The following is a 15149-nucleotide window of genomic DNA, read 5'->3' on the forward strand; positions in this document are numbered from 1 at the left end:
GGATGGGAGGAGTGTAGACCTCGAAGAAAGAGCTTTGATACGACCCGGCCGTGCGTCCGAACACCGCGGGGTGCGGGAGTCGTGGTGCGTGACCGCCATGGCGGGCGCCCTCAGGCATCACGCGTCCGCCTTCACGGGTCACTCTCCACGTGTCACGGATCACGAGTCACGCCTTCGCCTCTTCCGCCGTCCCCAGGAGCCCCCGGACGCGGTCGTTCTGCACCGTTCCGTCGCGCGTGAGGCACGACTCCGCAAAGATCTCGTCGTCGAAGTCCGGCGCGAACGCGTCCGCCTCCAGCCCCTCCTCAATCATCGCCGCCACGGTCTTGGCGTAGAGCTCACTCGCGTGGACCGGCATTTCGGCGGGCAGGTTGGTGGGCCCTAAGATCTGGACGTTGTGCGCTACGATCTCTTCTCCGGTCTCCGTGAGGGCACAGTTCCCCCCGTTTGGCGCGGCGAGATCGACGATCACCGACCCGGGATCCATGGCCGCCACGGCCTCCTCGTTGATGAGCAGGGGGGCAGGCTGGCCGGGAATGAGGGCCGTGGAGATCACCACGTCGGCCTCGGCGAGGTGGGGCTGCAGGAGCTCGGGCTGTCGCTCCTGCTTCTCCTTCTCCACCTGCTCCGCGTACCCGCTCTCGTCCTGGTCGGCCTCGATGTCCACCTCCAGCTCCACGAAGGACGCGCCGAGGCTTTCGACCTCCTCCCGGGTCGGCTCGCGGATGTCGTACCCGAACACCTTCGCCCCCAGGCGCTTGGCGGTGGCGATCGCCTGCAGGCCCGCCACGCCGGCCCCAAGCACGAGCACCCGGGCCGGGCGCACCGTGCCGGCGGCGGTGGTGAGCAGCGGGAAGAACGCGGGCAGTCGCTCGGCCGCCCCGATCGCCGCCCGGTACCCCCCGATCGAGCTCATCGCGGAGAGCGCGTCGAGCTTCTGCGCCCGCGAGATGCGCGGCACGAGCTCCATCGCCAGCGCCGTCACGCCCCGGTCCGCCAGCGCCTGTGCGGTCTCCGGGCGTTCGAGCGGGCTGAGAAACCCGACGAGGACCTGCCCCTCGCCGAGCCGGTCCACCTCGTCGTCGGACGGGGGGGCCACCTTCGCGATGATGTCGGCGTCGAACGTCGCGTCCCGCCCCACGACCAAACACCCCGCCGCGTCGTAGTCGGCATCGGTGTGGTACGCTCCCTGCCCGGCGCCCTCCTCGACGCGGATGTCTAGATCGTCCACCGTCGCCAACAGGCGATCGGCCACGTCGGGGACCAGGGCGACGCGGGTCTCGCCCGGTTCGGTTTCGCGTGGGACGCCAATCGTGAGAGCCATTGCGCCGTGGTCGTTGATTCAAAGACCGTCTCGTACCGTTCTCTCCCCAAGTCCCTGGGGCTCGTCCTGTTTCTCCCGCCCCGAACGTTCCGGCCCTACCCGTGCGTCCGTTCGAACTCTTCCATGAACTGCACGAGCCGCCGGACGCCCGCCTCGGGCATGGCGTTGTACATGGACGCGCGCACCCCGCCCACGGAGCGGTGCCCGGACAGGCCGAGCAGCCCCTCCTGCTCGGCCTTCTGGAGGAAGACCGGCTCCAGGTCCGAGTCATGGAGCCGAAACGTGGCGTTCATGGTGGACCGGTCCTCCGGGTCGACGGTGCCCCGGTAGAAGTCGGTCGCGTCGATCGCGTCGTAGAGCATGCGCGCCTTCCGCCGGTTGATGGCGTGGATGGCGTCGATGCCCCCCTGGTTGCGGAGCCAACGGCAGACCTTTTCCACCATGTAGATGGCAAAGACCGGCGGCGTGTTGTAGCGACGCTCCGCGTGGGTGCCGTAGTCGAGCATCGTCGGGAGCGGCTGCGTGCGACGCTGCAGAAAGTCGTCGTGCACGAGGACGACGGTGACGCCCGCCGGCCCGACGTTCTTCTGGGCCCCGGCATAGATGAGCCCGTAGCCCTCCAGGTCCATCGGGCGGCTCAGAAACTCGCTCGACGCGTCGGTGACGACGGGCACGTCGAGCACCGGGTCGTCGGTCATCTGGTTGCCATTGACCGTTTCGTTGGTCGTGATGTGGACGTACGACGCGTCCGGGGTGAGGTCCCATTCCGCCACGTCCGGCACGTACGAAAAGTCCGCGTCTTCGCTGGAGGCCGCGACGTTCACGCCGCCCACCCGTTCGGCCTCGGCGACGGCCTTCACGCCCCACCGCCCCGACACGACGTAGTCGGCCACGCCGTCCTCGGGCAGAAAGTTGAGCGGCACCTGGTAGAATTGCATCCGGGCCCCGCCCTGCAGAAACAGAATGTGCCAGTCGTCATCCAGGTCGAGCAGGGCACGAAGATGCTCCCGGGCCGACGCTTCGATCTCGTCGTACGCCGGCGATCGGTGGCTAATCTCCATCACCGAGGCCCCCACGTGGTCGTACACGGGCAGTTCGTCCTTCACCTCACGCAACGCCTCCACGGGAAGCGTGGCCGGCCCGGCCGAAAAGTTGTACTGGCGCTGGCTGCGGTCGGCGGGCCCCGCAGCGTCGGAAGTAGACATGAGCGAACGGTTGATTCAGTAGGAGAGAAGCACAATGGGTCGGCGACAGGGCCCCCTACCGCCCCGAGGCAACGCAAAGTGGCAACGCACACAATGCGGCGGCGCCGCGCAACAAAGCATCCCCCGCACAGGGTGTGTCGGGCTTTTCCATATCGTCCACTTAAGATAGCAACGTGCGCGCGGGAAAGACACCTGCGCCCTCCCCACCCTGCTTGCCGTTACACGAACATTGCGCCGGGCTCACGCCGCCCGTCCGGCTGCCTCCCACAGCAATGCCCCTGCACAGATCGACCATGCAGGGGCACGGAAAATCCGAAAATGGGACGATGTCCGCGGCGTCCGGACGGTCCGTCCGCACTACGGCGTGACGATGTTTCCACCTTCGCCGCCGCCTCCGCCGTCGGGCGAGCCACTGCCTTCGGCAACGTCGATCACTTCGATGTCGAAGATCAGCGTGCGTCCCGCCAGCGGGTGATTCGCGTCGATGGTCACCGAGTCTTCCCCAAGGGCCGTGATGAGCACCGGGACGGTCTGGCCGTTCTCCAGTCGCAGCTGAAGCTGCTGACCAACCTCCGGCTCCACCTCGTCGGGAATCTGGTCGTGGTCCATCTCCATGACCATGTCTTCGCGGTGCTCCCCGTAGGCCTGTTCCGGCTCCACCTCTACGGTCTTCTCGTCGCCCGGCTCCATGCCCGTTACGGCCTCCTCAAACCCCGGAATGACACGATTCTCCCCAATGGTAAAGCTCAGGGGCTCCTCCTCGGACTCGTCGAACTTCGTGCCGTCTTCCAGTTTTCCGGTGTAGTGGACCTGGACCTCGTCTCCTGTATTCGCTTGTGCCACGACGCTATATCGGTCTGTTGCGATGGGTATGAGTAATAGCAATCACGACGGTGTAACGCGTCGTGCAAACCAGTGTTCGGGAATCCCGGCAGATCGCGCGTTCTTTACCTGCCCATGCCTGCGCGGTAGCGCCCGCAATTCGGCCCGTCTCCGAGGTGCGACGAACTCGTAAGGGATGACGGCGGCCCGTCGGTCCAGGGAATATTCCCACGGGTTAGGGATTGAGGCTGGTCCGTAAGTCTTTTCAACTACTCCAAATAGCCAATGACCACCTACGCATCGCGCTTTGTCTTTCTTCTCGGCCTCGGCCTCGCCCTCCTTGCCGGCCCGGCCGTCGCCCAGCAGGACGACACGGGCGCCGACCAGCCGGACGTCGTTGATACGGCCGTCCAGGCCGATGGCTTCAACACCCTGGCCCAGGCCCTGAAGGCGGCAGACCTCGTGGAGGACCTGAAGGGCGAGGGGCCGTTCACCGTCTTCGCCCCGACCGACGCCGCGTTTGAGGCGCTGCCCGACGGGCAGCTTGAGTCCCTCCTGCAGCCCGAAAACAAGGAGCAGCTCCAGGCCATCCTGCGATACCACGTCGTGAGTGGCGCGGTCATGGCGTCGGACGTCACCGGCGCGGACGCCGTCCCGACCTTTGAAGGGCGCTCCATTCAGGTGCAGGTCGACGACGGCACCGTCCGCCTGATGGGCCAGAACACCGCCACTGTTGTGCAGACCGACCTCGAAGCGTCAAACGGGGTCATCCACGTCATCGATAGCGTTCTGCTTCCCCCGGAGGCCAGCGACGGAGGCATGTAGTCCCCTCCTTCTTCTCTCGTCCCCAAGGGCGTGGCCGGGTGCCACGCCCTTTTTTGTTTGTCGGGATCGGGTGTCGGTGATCGGAATCAGGAGACGGCCTGGGGGGCGCCCTTCTCCCGCTCCCGGTACATCTTCTCGACGATCACCATGTGGGGAAGGGTCATGATGGCGATCAGGATGAAGAGAAGCGCGACCATCTGGTCCTCCAGCCCGAACGACTGGGTGGCGGCGTAGAGGCCCGCCAGTCCGACGAAGGGAATCGCCGTGAACAGGAACGCCTCCCGGTAGAACTGGGCCATCGACATGGCGTCCCCCTGCCGCCGGAAGAAGCGGAGGAGCTCCAGGATGTGCCCCAGCGCGTGCCACCCCCCGAAGAAGACCGCAAAGGCCACGAGCGGGTGGACGAGCCCAAACAGCGCCGCGAGCACCGCGACGTTGGTCGCCTCCCGCCCGAGGGCCCAGTCTACACTCGGATCCGCCCCCAGCCTGCCGATTCCGAGCGCCCCCAGGTGCTGCGCGACGAGGCCCGCGAACAGGGCGCCCGGCGCCGTCGTCACCCCCGGCCACTCGAGCAGTTGAACGCCCCCCATCGCCTCGAAGATGGGCGCGACGACCTCCGGAAAGGCCACGATGGGCAGGCCGAGGAGAAAGAGGCCGCGCGACAGGTAGAGGAGACGGGCGGACAGGGGCGGGAGCCGCCAGTAGGCCAAGTCGGCCTGCCCGAAGTGATACATGGTCATGACCAGAAAGAGACCGAGGCTCCAGGCCGGGGCCACAATCCAGAGCGCCCCGTAGAGCGCCATCAGGACGAGGTAGCCGCCGTAGAACTTCGCCTGGTCGGCCCACGTCGGGTCGAGGCCCCACAGCCGGGCCGCCACGAGGTGATCGATGGCCCCGTGCGGCATCCCCGTCAGCACGACGGCCACGAACAGGACCCCCAGCGCCCAGGGCCCAAGGGAGACGCTGCCCCACGCCCCCACCGCGACGGCCAGTAGCGTCAGGGCCAGCACGCTCCCGTAGATGCGCGGCGAGCGAAGGGTAACCGGGTTGTGCATGGTGGAAACAGGACGGCTTCGTAGAAAAACTTGACTGCATACAGTATAAGCGAAGAGACGGGGGAGGTCCACGGCCGCCTCCGTGGGCCCTGGGAGTTCCCAACAATTTTGTTACACCCGGACGCTCTCCTTCCGCGCTCCGTGACGTGACGCCCCTGCCCCATGGGACCGAGGGGGGTGAGACGAAGGAAACGCCCCGTTCTGTCCCCTTCTTGGGGAGACGCGGTGTATGGAAGAATCAATCCCTCATATGGAAGGATCGCCCCTCGTCCCTGCGGCGGCACGCCGGCCGGCCGTTTCTGCCCCCTGCCGGGTGTGACGATGCTGAGAAACTTACGCTGGGCGGCGATATTACGGAAAGGCGACGACCGCGTGGCGTCTAATTTGTTCAGCGTTGTTACGCGCAAGCACCTCATTCCACGCCTCCTCCCCTCCCCATGCCGTTTGACACACCGTCGTCCACGTCCGACCGCCCCCACGTCGTCATCGTCGGGGCCGGGTTTGCGGGCCTGGAGGCCGCCAAAACGCTGCGCGACGCCCCGGTCCGCGTCACGCTCGTCGACCGCAACAACTACCACAAGTTTCAGCCGCTGCTCTACGAGGTGGCCATGGCGGGGCTGGAGCCGGACGACATCGCGCACAATGTGCGCAACATCTTTCAGGGCAACGAGACGGTGAACTTTCGCCTCGGCACCGTGGTCGACATCGACCCTGCCCGCCAGCAGGTGCACCTGCACGGCAGTCAGTCGCTCTCCTACGACCACCTCATCCTGGCGGCGGGTGCCGTCTCGACCGACTTCGGGATTCCCGGCGTGGAGGAGCACGCCTACCCCCTCAAGAACGTGCCCGACGCCGTCAACCTGCGCAACCGCGTGCTGCGGCAGTTCGAGCGGTACGACCGGCAGCGGGCGGCCGCCGGAGAGGGCGCCCTTACCTTTGTCGTGGTGGGCGGAGGCCCAACGGGCGTCGAGATGGCGGGCGCGTTCGTGGAGCTCTTCGACACGCTCAACGACGACTTTGCCCAATTTGATACGCGCGAGGAGGCCCGCTGCCTTCTTCTGGAGATGGAAGACGACCTTCTGCCCCCCTACAAGGCGCCGCAGCGGGCCTACACCCGACAGGTTCTTGAGGCGCGCGGCGTGGACGTCCAGACCAACACGGCCGTCGAGCGCGTCGCCCCCGACCGGGTCCACCTCGCCGACGGGCGGGTCCTCCCGACGCAGACGCTGGTCTGGGCGGCCGGCGTGAAGGCGAGCCCGGTGGCCAACCTGCTCGACGCCGAGCAGGACCGGGCCGATCGGGTCGTCGTGAGCCCGGACCTGACGGTCCCCGAGCACCCGGACGTGTACGTCGTGGGTGACATGGCTGCCATCGAGGGCGAGGACGGATACGAGCCCCAGCTCGCGCAGGTGGCCATCCAGAGCGGCCGGCACGCCGCGGACCAGATTCAGCGCCGCCTCCGCGACGCCACCACGGAGCGGTTCGAGTACTGGGACCTCGGCCAGATGGCCACGATCGGCCGGAACGCGGCGGTGGCCGAGTTTGCCGGGGGCATCGCGTTTCGGGGCTTCATGGCCTGGTTCCTCTGGGTCGTCATCCACATTGCCAAGCTGGTGGGCTTCCGCAACCGCCTCAGCGCCCTCGTCAACTGGGCCTACAACTACTTCACGTACAACCGCAGCGCGCGCCTCATCCTCGACGCGGTGCCCCTCTCCGACGACGGGCCCATGGAGGGGGAAGCGGAGGGCGAGCAGGTCACGGAACGCCCCCAGACGGTGGGACCCCAGCCGTAGTCGTCCGTTTGCAGGGGGGTCGACGCTGGGGCGGAGGCGTCGCTCTTCGCCCCAGCCCCATTCCGCTGCCTGTACCGCCCCATGCCTCGCTGCCTCGCCCTGCCGCTCTCCCTCGCCGGTCTTTGCCTCGTCCTCCTGCTGTCCGGCTGCGGGGACGCCTCCGATCTCGGTGTGGCTGCGGGGCGGTACCGCCTCCAGATCCAGGGGGCCGTCACCGACACGCTCGCGGGCCCCGCTGTCCTCCGGTCGGCACGCGACGCCCGTGTCGGACTTGAGCTGGGCACCCGCGACGGGCCCGGCCTTTCGATGGCGTTCACGCCGCGCGGCACGGGCGGGGCCCCCGATGCGGCAACGGGCCGCTACGACGTGGTGCGGGCCGCCCTGCTCAATGCGCCTCGAACCGACAGCCTGCCGGGGCTCGTCGCGTTCCTGTCGCTGCCCGATGCGCGCTTCGAGGCCACGGAGGGCCACGTTTCGATCACCCGGGCCGGGCGTGGGGCCGTGGGCGGGACGTTCACCCTCGAAATGACCGAGCAGGCCCCCGCCCTCCCGACTTCGCGGACGATACGGGTGACGGGGTCGCTCCGGGCGAGGCGGCCCTGACCCAGTCTCCGGCGCCGCAAACACGCCACTGGACGGCTCGACCGACGCTGATGATTGCATTTCTCCGCACACGCGGGGATAGACCCGGACGCACCGCGGCCTCACAGAATCGCATGACGTGGAGGAGCTACTGGAGCAGCCGGGGGGAGGCTCCGACGATCGACAGGGACGATCTACTGCTTGTCGATCCGGAAGCGCTCGGAGACGAAACAGCCATAGCCTCCCGTCACGCCTCACTTTCGTCGCTCTCAGGCTCCGGCAGATCGCCGAGAATGTCGCGTACCGGAATGTCGCCGACCGATGTCGGGCGCTCCGGGGTCACCGTGTCGTCCAGGCCCGCGAGATGCCGAGTGCGGTACACGTCGTCATCCGGCTCCCGATGCACTTCAATCTGCCGGGCGTCCAGGTCCACAATCCACACTTCCGGAATGCCGGCACGGGCATAGAGGGGTCGCTTCACGTCGCGATCGTATGTCAGTGTGGTATCGGACACCTCGACCAGCAACAGCACGTTGTCGGGACGCGGCGCGCCGTCGAGCGCCGTGGACAGCACGACGTCCGGCTCCGGCTCGTTGTGCTCGTCGATCCGAACGGGATTCTGCACGCTCACCACTACGTCCGGGGTGGTCCGCTCCACAAAGAGGCGGTTCAGGTGATTGACACAGACGATGTGCGGATCGTTGATCGGAGACATCACGACGAGCTGACCATCGATGAGTTCGAGCGGGTCGTCCTCGTGCAGAATGCCGGCGTGGAGCATAGCCTGCACTTCGTCGGACGTGAACCGACGCGGCTGAACGTCGGTCGCCGCGGGAGAAGCGAGTTCAGTCATGGGAGCGGTGTCCTGTAGGCACAGTTCGGAACAGGACGTGCTGCAACGAGGGGAAGCCGCGATCAGTTCAGCTCAACCCGCTGTGTTCAGGGAGGCACACGGCCCAGCTGGACGGGTTGCAATTGGAAGGATGTGTCCTCGAGTTGATGCACCATGACTTGCCCTGCAACAGACTGTCGCTCTTTCGGGGCGATATACGGAGCGACGGGCCCGTAGCGCCCGGCTCCTGACAAACTATACTAGGGGTGACCCCGCACCCGCGGGGATAGACCCTCTCATGCCGGCACATGCGGGGAGGGACAACGGCTCCTCCAGGGACCAAGCCCCCTTCCCGGAGGCCCGGAAGCGCTTCCCTTCACACGTTCATCACCGAATCCGCCGCCAATCGACTTGATCGTTCCGGAGGCGCCCGCTATCGTGAAAACCATTATGACACGCCAGCCGACCCTCATTGCGCCGACGACCCGACGTCGAGCCCGACGTGTGCGACGACTGCACATCGCTTCTACGGCTCGACCGGCGTCCCAGGCGTCAGATGAGTAAGGCTTAGCCCCCCATTTGACGCGGCATCGCCGCCTTCTCTGCAAAGGCGCTGGTTCTCACGAGCCAGCGCCTTTTTTGTGTTTCCCCCCGATTTTTGTCTTCCCATGGCCATCGTTCTCGCCTTCAGTGGAGGCCTCGACACCTCCTTCTGCGTTCCGTACCTGCAAGCGACCCACGACGCCCCGGTTCACACCGTCACGGTCGACACCGGCGGCCTCACCGACGACGACCGCACGGCGATCGAGGCCCGAGCCCGGCACCTCGGTGCGGACCGGCACCACCTCATCGACGGGCGGGCGCCGCTCTACGAGGATCACCTGAGCTACCTGATCAAGGGGAATGTCCTGAAGGGCGGCGTCTACCCGCTGTGCGTGGGGCCGGAGCGCATCGTGCAGGCGCGGGCCGTGGCGGAGGTGGCACAGGCGGTCGGGGCCTCTACGGTCGCCCACGGCTCCACCGGGGCCGGCAACGACCAGGTGCGGTTCGACGTGGCCCTGCAGCTGGTGGGCGACGACCTCGACGTGATTGCCCCGATTCGCGAGCTCGGCCTAAGCCGGGATGCCTCGACGGCCTACCTCGAGGCGCGCGGCTTTTCGGTGCCGGACGACACGACCGACTACTCCATCAACCGGGGCCTCTGGGGCACCACGATCGGCGGCAAGGAGACGCTCACGGCGAAGGCTTCGCTGCCGACGGACGCCTACCCGGACACGACGGCCCCCGCCGACGCGCCGGACGCGCCGCGCACCCTCACGATCACGTTTGCGAACGGGCTCCCCGTGGCCGTCGACGACGCGTCCCTCTCGGGGGTCGAGGTCGTCGAGACGCTCAACGAGGTCGGCGGACGGCATGGCGTGGGGCGGGATGTCCACGTGGGGGACACCATCCTCGGCATCAAGGGGCGGATTGGGGTCGAGGCGCCCGCGGCCCAGATCCTGATTACGACCCACCGCGAGCTCGAAAAGGTCGTGCTCTCGGAGCAGCAGCAGGTGCAGAAGCACACCCTCGGCGACGTGTACGGCCGCCTGCTTCACGAGGGACAGTATTTCGATCCGGTGATGCGGGACGTGGAGGCGTTCCTCGACCACAGTCAGGACGTCGTCGCCGGCACCGTCACGGTGAAGCTCTTCAAGGGCCGCGCCACGGTGCAGGGCGTCGACAGCCCCCACTCCCTGTTCGACGCCGGTACGGCCACCTACGGCGAGGAAAATGCGCTGTGGGACGGTCGGGACGCGGAGGGCTACACCACGCTCGCTGCCATTCCCTCCCTCCTCGCCAAAAAGGCCCGCGCCGACACGGATCCCCCGGGCTCCGAGCCGATGATCGCCGAATCGACCACGGGATAGCACATCTCCCGTCCCCTCTGCCCCCGCCCTCTCCACTCCCATCCCCCACGCCCATGACCGACGACGCCTTCCAGACGGGTCCCGTCGACAAGATTGCCTCTAGCACCGCACACTGCGACATCGAGTCGCCGATCACGCTCTCCCCTTATGTCGTGGCCCAGCACGGCTACGTGGTCGTGGTGCGCGCGCTCGACGAGAAGGACCAGTACGACGAGGTCGAGTGCAGCGACGGCGCCTTCCGCCACATCCGGGAGGGCGACGTGCTCGTGGGGACGCTCGGCGGGCGGCAGGCGCTCAAAGGGTATAGCGGACGGGTCCCCCGCCACATTGCCCCCGGCGATACGCTGCACGTGCTCAACCTGGGCGGGCTCATCGGCGAGTGCACCGCAGCCCACCCCAACCTTGGGCCGGCCCTGCCGGTGGAGGTGCTCGGCGCCGTGATGGTCAAGCGGAACGACCAGTGGACGCACGCCCGGATCCAGGAGGACGCCCTGGAGATGCGGCACCGCCTGGCGACGTCGGTCCCGCTCGTCACGGTCAGCGGCACGGCCATGGAGACGGGCAAGACCGAAGCCGCCTGCCGGATCGTGGAGGGGCTGTCGGCGCGCGGGCTTCGGGTGGGCGCCGCCAAGCTGACGGGGGCGTCGCTCATGCGCGACGTGCGCCGGATGCAGGCGCACGGGGCCACGGCCGTCTCCACCTTCACCGACGCGGGGATTGCCTGCACCGTGGAGGACGCGATCACCCCCATCGCGAAGGGCGTGATCCATCACCTCAATGAGACGGAGGACCTGGACGTGATCGTGGCGGAGATGGGCGACGGATTCGTCGGCTACTACGGCGTCGACGACCTCTTGACGGACATGGAACTGCAGTCCTTCATCGAGGCGCACGTGGTGGCGGCCACCGACCTGGCCGGGGCGTGGGCCGCCGAGCGCACCTTCCGCGAGCGGTACCACGCCGACATCACCGCACTCACCGGCCCCGTCACCGACAACGACGTGGGGCGCCGCTACATCACACAGCGGCTCGGCGTCACCGCTCTCAACGCCCTCCGGCAGGGCACCGCGCTCGTGGACGAGGTCGTGGACGCGCTCCCGGCGTCGGCTTTTCCGGAGGAAATCGAAGCGACGGCCCCCGCAGCACCGCCGTCGTCCGACGAACAACTCGCAGTCGCGGCGGAATGACGCGCGATTCGTGGTGCGTGAAGAGTGGTGCGTGAAGAGTGGTGCGTGAAGAGTGATGCACTGGCAGCTGAGCTCTCGCCTCACGTTCCACGCCTCACGTTCCACGCCTCACATTTCACGCCTCCCCCCTCCTCAATTTTACTGCATCCCATGCCACAACCTGCGCACTCGTTTTCGGCGTCCCCAACAGCGGTTTCCCACATCGGAGTTCTCCACGGGGCCGGCTACGTGGGCGGCGCACTGATTCGCCTGCTCGCCGCGCACCCCGCCGCCGCCCTCCACACGGTAACCAGCCGGACGTTCGCCGATCAGCCCGTCGGCGCAGCGCATCCGTCCCTCCGCGGGCAGGTCGATCATACGTTCACCGCTCCGGACGAGATTGCCTTCGGTTCGCTCGACGCCCTTCTCGTGGCGGCGGAGCACGGCCGGAGCATGCAGGTGGTGCCCGGCATCCTGGAAGACGGCTTCGACGGTCCCATCATCGACCTGAGCGCCGACTTTCGGTTCCGGGACCCGGCGGTCTACCCCGAGTGGTTCGACACAGCGCACCCGGCCCCCGGCCTGCTGGCCGACGCCGTGTACGGCCTGCCGGAGTGGAGCGACGAGATCGGGGGGGCGTCGCTCGTGGCCACGCCCGGCTGCTACGCCACCGGCATCACACTGACGCTGGCGCCGCTCGCGCAGCAGGACGTCCCCTTCACCGCCCACGTCACGGCGCTCACCGGCGCGTCCGGGTCGGGCGCCACGCCCTCGTCGGCCACCCACTTCCCCGACCGCGACGGCAACGTGCGGCCCTACAAGGTGCTGGGCCACCAGCACCGCCCCGAAATCCGGCAGACGCTCGGCACCCACGTGTCGCTCGATTTCGTGCCCGCTTCCGGCCCGTGGACGCGCGGCATCTGGGGCACGGCGCAGATCGAGTGGCCGAAGGCGACCGATCCGAACACGGTATCTTCGTGGTACGAAGAGGCGTACGCCGGCGCGCCGTGCGTCCGCTGCTCGTCAGACAGACTGCCTTCGCTCCAGCCCGCAGTGGGCACCCCGTTCTGCGACCTCGGGTGGAAAACGGACGGCTCGACCCTCGTCGTCGGCTTTGCCCTCGACAACCTGCTGAAGGGCGCCGCGAGCCAGGCCGTCCAGAACCTCAATCGCATGCTGGGACTGCCGGAGACGGCGGGACTGCTTACTTCGCCCGTGTCAGTCTCCACTTGACAGAACGACCGCGGACGGCCGACGGCGGTCCGCGGTCTCATATCTCTTCCACCCGTAACTAGCACGCCAAATGACCACCGCCGAGACTATCGACATCGAGCAGCAACTCGAGATCCCGACGTACGACAAGATGCCGATGGCGCTCGTGCGGGGGGAGGGGCCCTACGTGTGGGACGCCGAGGGCACCCGGTACCTCGACTTCTACGGGGGGCACTGCGTGTCGCTGCTCGGCCACTGCCACCCGAACGTCGTGGCGGCCGTGCAGGCCCAGGCCGAGCAGCTCATCTTCTACTCGAACGTCGCGCACAGCCCGGTCCGCGCCCGGGCCGCCCGGCGGCTGGCGGACCTGGCCCCCGACGGCCTCGGCAACGTCTTCTTCGCCAACTCCGGCTCGGAGGCCAACGAGACGGCCCTGAAGCTGGCCCGGACGTACACGGGACGGTCCGGCGTCGTGGCGATGGAGCAGGGCTGGCACGGACGCACCCTCGGCAGCCTCGCCACCACGCACGACGAGACGTACCGCGCCCCCTACACGGACGTGCTTCCGGAGACGACCTGGGTCCCGGTGGGCGACCTCGACGCCGCGGAGGCGGTGCTGTCCTCTGAGGAGATTGCGGCCGTCCTCCTGGAGCCGATCCAGAGCATCGCCGGCATGCGGGCGATGCCCGCCGACTACGTGCAGGGCCTCCGTGCCCTCTGCGACGCGACCGGCACGCTTCTGATTTTCGACGAGGTGCAGACGGGCGTGGGGCGGACCGGCACGTTTTCCATGAGCGCCCCCCTCGGCGCCACGCCGGATCTCATTGCCCTCGCCAAGAGCCTCGGGGCCGGGGTGCCGGTGAGTGCCGTGCTCGTGGACGACGCCGTGGCCGCAGCCGTGGACCCCGGCGACCAGGGCTCCACGTTCGGCGGGGGGATGCTCGCGATGGCGGCCGTGGAGGCCACCCTCCGGACGCTGGTGGAGGACGACCTGATGGGCCGGGCGACCGACATCCACACACAGGTGGCCGAGGCCGTGGGGCCGGTCGTCGAGGAAGTGCGCGGGCGCGGCTGCCTGATGGGGCTCAAGCTGAACCGGCCGGCCGAGCCCGTGATCGATGCGCTTCGCGACCAGAATGTGCTCGTCGGCGGCTCGTCGGACCCCTACGTGATGCGCCTGATGCCCCCGCTCGTCGTCTCGGACGACGACGTGACCGCCTTCGCGGAGGCGCTCCACGCCGCCCTCGACGCCACCTCGGCCCCTGCCAGAGCACACTGACGTGACGACTCCGACGCGTGGAAACCCGCCGATTTCCCCTTTCTCCCTGCGATTGATCTCCTCCACAACAATGCCAACGTCTCCGTCCCCCACAACCTCGTCCTCCTCCAGCACGGACGACCTGCAGCACATCCTCCGCGTCGACGCGGTTTCGGACGCCACCTGGGACGCGCTCCGTCACACCGCCGTGCAGCATCGACACGACGGCACCCTGCACGCCGGGGCCGCTTCGGGCTCGTCCCTCGGGCTCGTCTTCATGAACCCCTCGCTCCGCACCCGCACCTCGATGGAGGGCGCCGCCGCGCACCTGGGGGCCCGCCACACGACCCTGGTGCCGGGCAACGGGAGCTGGGCCCTCGAATGGGAGCTGGGCGCCGTGATGGACGGCGAGGCGGCCGAGCACGTGCGGGAGGCAATCGGCGTGCTGTCGCGCTACCACGACGCCCTGGGCGTCCGCGTCTTCGCGTCCGGCACCGATTACGGCGCCGACGCACAGGACACGCTCATCCGCACTGTCGCCGAGCACGCGACGGTGCCGGTCATCAACCTGGAGTCCGCCTGGGCGCATCCGTGTCAGGGCCTCGCCGACGCGGCCCTGCTCACCGAGCGGTACGGGGACGCCCTTGCGGACAAAACCTTCGTCCTCTCGTGGGCGCCGCACCCGAAGCCCCTGCCGATGGCCGTGCCGAACACGGCGCTCCGCACGGCGGCCCGCTGCGGGATGGACGTGACCGTGGCCCGCCCCGACACGCATGCCCTCGACCCGGGGGTGATGGCCGAGGCGGAGGCGCTGGCCGAGACGCAGGGCGGATCGGTCTCGGCGACGAGCGACCAGGCGGCCGCGGCGGAGGGGGCCGACGTGGTCTACGCCAAGTCGTGGGGCGGCCCGCTCGTGTACGAGAACCCGAAGGCCGAGTCCGAGGCCCGGGCGGCCCGTTCCGACTGGCGCATCACCGCGGACCTGATGGCACGCACCCGAAACGGCGCGTTCCTGCACTGCCTCCCCGTCCGCCGCAACGTGGTGGTGGACGACGCGGTGCTCGATGGGCCGCACGCCGCCCACCTCGATCAGGCCGAATACCGCCTCCACGCGCAGAAGGCGCTTCTCCAGTACGTGTGGAGCCTCTGAGCGCGGGGGAATGAG

13 protein-coding genes are annotated in these 15149 nt (G+C 68.2%); 8 read left to right on the top strand and 5 right to left on the bottom strand.

Going from position 1 to position 15149, the window contains the following annotated elements:
- Positions 1-166: 166 nt before the first annotated feature.
- The 3 genes from SRU_RS11630 to SRU_RS11640 form a co-directional block, all read right to left on the bottom strand.
- Positions 167-1324 (bottom strand): Re/Si-specific NAD(P)(+) transhydrogenase subunit alpha, encoded by a 1158-nt coding sequence (locus SRU_RS11630; protein ID WP_011404932.1) that lies wholly within the window; start codon positions 1322-1324, stop codon positions 167-169.
- A 95-nt stretch (positions 1325-1419) separates the two neighbouring features.
- On the bottom strand, positions 1420-2529 hold the full coding sequence (gene serC, locus SRU_RS11635; RefSeq protein ID WP_011404933.1) for a 3-phosphoserine/phosphohydroxythreonine transaminase: 1110 nt from the start codon (positions 2527-2529) through the stop codon (positions 1420-1422).
- Positions 2530-2886: 357 nt separating this feature from the next.
- Entirely contained in the window at positions 2887-3372 is a 486-nt protein-coding gene (locus SRU_RS11640; RefSeq protein WP_011404934.1) for an FKBP-type peptidyl-prolyl cis-trans isomerase, read from the bottom strand.
- A 264-nt stretch (positions 3373-3636) separates the two neighbouring features.
- On the opposite strand from SRU_RS11640, the gene SRU_RS11645 reads away from it, so the two are divergent.
- Positions 3637-4176 carry a fasciclin domain-containing protein gene (locus SRU_RS11645; protein WP_011404935.1) on the top strand — a complete coding sequence of 180 codons (540 nt, stop codon included), beginning with the start codon at positions 3637-3639 and terminating at the stop codon, positions 4174-4176.
- 86 nt (positions 4177-4262) lie between these two features.
- Here the strand turns inward: SRU_RS11645 and SRU_RS11650 are convergent, their stop codons facing one another.
- On the bottom strand, positions 4263-5231 hold the full coding sequence (locus SRU_RS11650) for a Brp/Blh family beta-carotene 15,15'-dioxygenase (RefSeq protein ID WP_011404936.1): 969 nt from the start codon (positions 5229-5231) through the stop codon (positions 4263-4265).
- Positions 5232-5668: 437 nt separating this feature from the next.
- On the opposite strand from SRU_RS11650, the gene SRU_RS11655 reads away from it, so the two are divergent.
- Both SRU_RS11655 and SRU_RS11660 read left to right on the top strand, forming a co-directional pair.
- Entirely contained in the window at positions 5669-7024 is a 1356-nt protein-coding gene (locus tag SRU_RS11655) for an NAD(P)/FAD-dependent oxidoreductase (RefSeq protein WP_011404937.1), read from the top strand.
- Positions 7025-7105: 81 nt separating this feature from the next.
- The gene (locus tag SRU_RS11660; protein ID WP_011404938.1) at positions 7106-7627 is read left to right on the top strand and encodes a hypothetical protein; all 522 of its coding nucleotides are present in this window, start codon (positions 7106-7108) and stop codon (positions 7625-7627) included.
- Between the two features lie 226 nt (positions 7628-7853).
- On the opposite strand, the gene SRU_RS11665 is transcribed toward SRU_RS11660, so the two are convergent.
- Complete coding sequence (locus SRU_RS11665) at positions 7854-8459, bottom strand: Uma2 family endonuclease (protein WP_013062485.1); 606 nt, start codon at positions 8457-8459, stop codon at positions 7854-7856.
- A 647-nt stretch (positions 8460-9106) separates the two neighbouring features.
- Between SRU_RS11665 and argG the strand changes: the two genes are divergently transcribed.
- The 5 genes from argG (at position 9107) to SRU_RS11690 (ending at position 15134) form a co-directional block, all read left to right on the top strand.
- Positions 9107-10348, top strand: coding sequence for an argininosuccinate synthase (argG, locus tag SRU_RS11670; protein ID WP_011404940.1), 1242 nt, complete (start codon positions 9107-9109; stop codon positions 10346-10348).
- 53 nt (positions 10349-10401) lie between these two features.
- Entirely contained in the window at positions 10402-11535 is a 1134-nt protein-coding gene (locus SRU_RS11675; RefSeq protein WP_011404941.1) for a hypothetical protein, read from the top strand.
- A gap of 150 nt (positions 11536-11685) precedes the next feature.
- Positions 11686-12747 (top strand): N-acetyl-gamma-glutamyl-phosphate reductase, encoded by a 1062-nt coding sequence (gene argC / locus SRU_RS11680; protein ID WP_011404942.1) that lies wholly within the window; start codon positions 11686-11688, stop codon positions 12745-12747.
- Positions 12748-12817: 70 nt separating this feature from the next.
- Positions 12818-14005, top strand: a complete 1188-nt coding sequence (locus tag SRU_RS11685; protein WP_011404943.1) for an aspartate aminotransferase family protein — start codon at positions 12818-12820, stop codon at positions 14003-14005.
- Positions 14006-14075: 70 nt separating this feature from the next.
- A complete protein-coding gene (locus SRU_RS11690; RefSeq protein ID WP_011404944.1) occupies positions 14076-15134 on the top strand; it encodes an N-acetylornithine carbamoyltransferase in 1059 nt (352 codons plus the stop codon).
- Positions 15135-15149 lie beyond the last annotated feature (15 nt).

Source organism: Salinibacter ruber DSM 13855 (assembly GCF_000013045.1).
In the GTDB taxonomy this organism is placed as follows: domain Bacteria; phylum Bacteroidota; class Rhodothermia; order Rhodothermales; family Salinibacteraceae; genus Salinibacter; species Salinibacter ruber.

Excerpts from the sequence above, each read along its gene's own strand:
- SRU_RS11650 (WP_011404936.1), bottom strand. The coding sequence starts at position 5,231 with ATGCACAACCCGGTTACCCTTCGCTCGCCGCGCATCTACGGGAGCGTG.
- argG (WP_011404940.1), top strand. The coding sequence starts at position 9,107 with ATGGCCATCGTTCTCGCCTTCAGTGGAGGCCTCGACACCTCCTTCTGC.
- SRU_RS11660 (WP_011404938.1), top strand. The coding sequence starts at position 7,106 with ATGCCTCGCTGCCTCGCCCTGCCGCTCTCCCTCGCCGGTCTTTGCCTC.
- SRU_RS11675 (WP_011404941.1), top strand. The coding sequence starts at position 10,402 with ATGACCGACGACGCCTTCCAGACGGGTCCCGTCGACAAGATTGCCTCT.
- serC (WP_011404933.1), bottom strand. The coding sequence starts at position 2,529 with ATGTCTACTTCCGACGCTGCGGGGCCCGCCGACCGCAGCCAGCGCCAG.
- SRU_RS11630 (WP_011404932.1), bottom strand. The coding sequence starts at position 1,324 with ATGGCTCTCACGATTGGCGTCCCACGCGAAACCGAACCGGGCGAGACC.
- SRU_RS11685 (WP_011404943.1), top strand. The coding sequence starts at position 12,818 with ATGACCACCGCCGAGACTATCGACATCGAGCAGCAACTCGAGATCCCG.
- SRU_RS11655 (WP_011404937.1), top strand. The coding sequence starts at position 5,669 with ATGCCGTTTGACACACCGTCGTCCACGTCCGACCGCCCCCACGTCGTC.
- SRU_RS11665 (WP_013062485.1), bottom strand. The coding sequence starts at position 8,459 with ATGACTGAACTCGCTTCTCCCGCGGCGACCGACGTTCAGCCGCGTCGG.
- SRU_RS11690 (WP_011404944.1), top strand. The coding sequence starts at position 14,076 with ATGCCAACGTCTCCGTCCCCCACAACCTCGTCCTCCTCCAGCACGGAC.
- argC (WP_011404942.1), top strand. The coding sequence starts at position 11,686 with ATGCCACAACCTGCGCACTCGTTTTCGGCGTCCCCAACAGCGGTTTCC.
- SRU_RS11645 (WP_011404935.1), top strand. The coding sequence starts at position 3,637 with ATGACCACCTACGCATCGCGCTTTGTCTTTCTTCTCGGCCTCGGCCTC.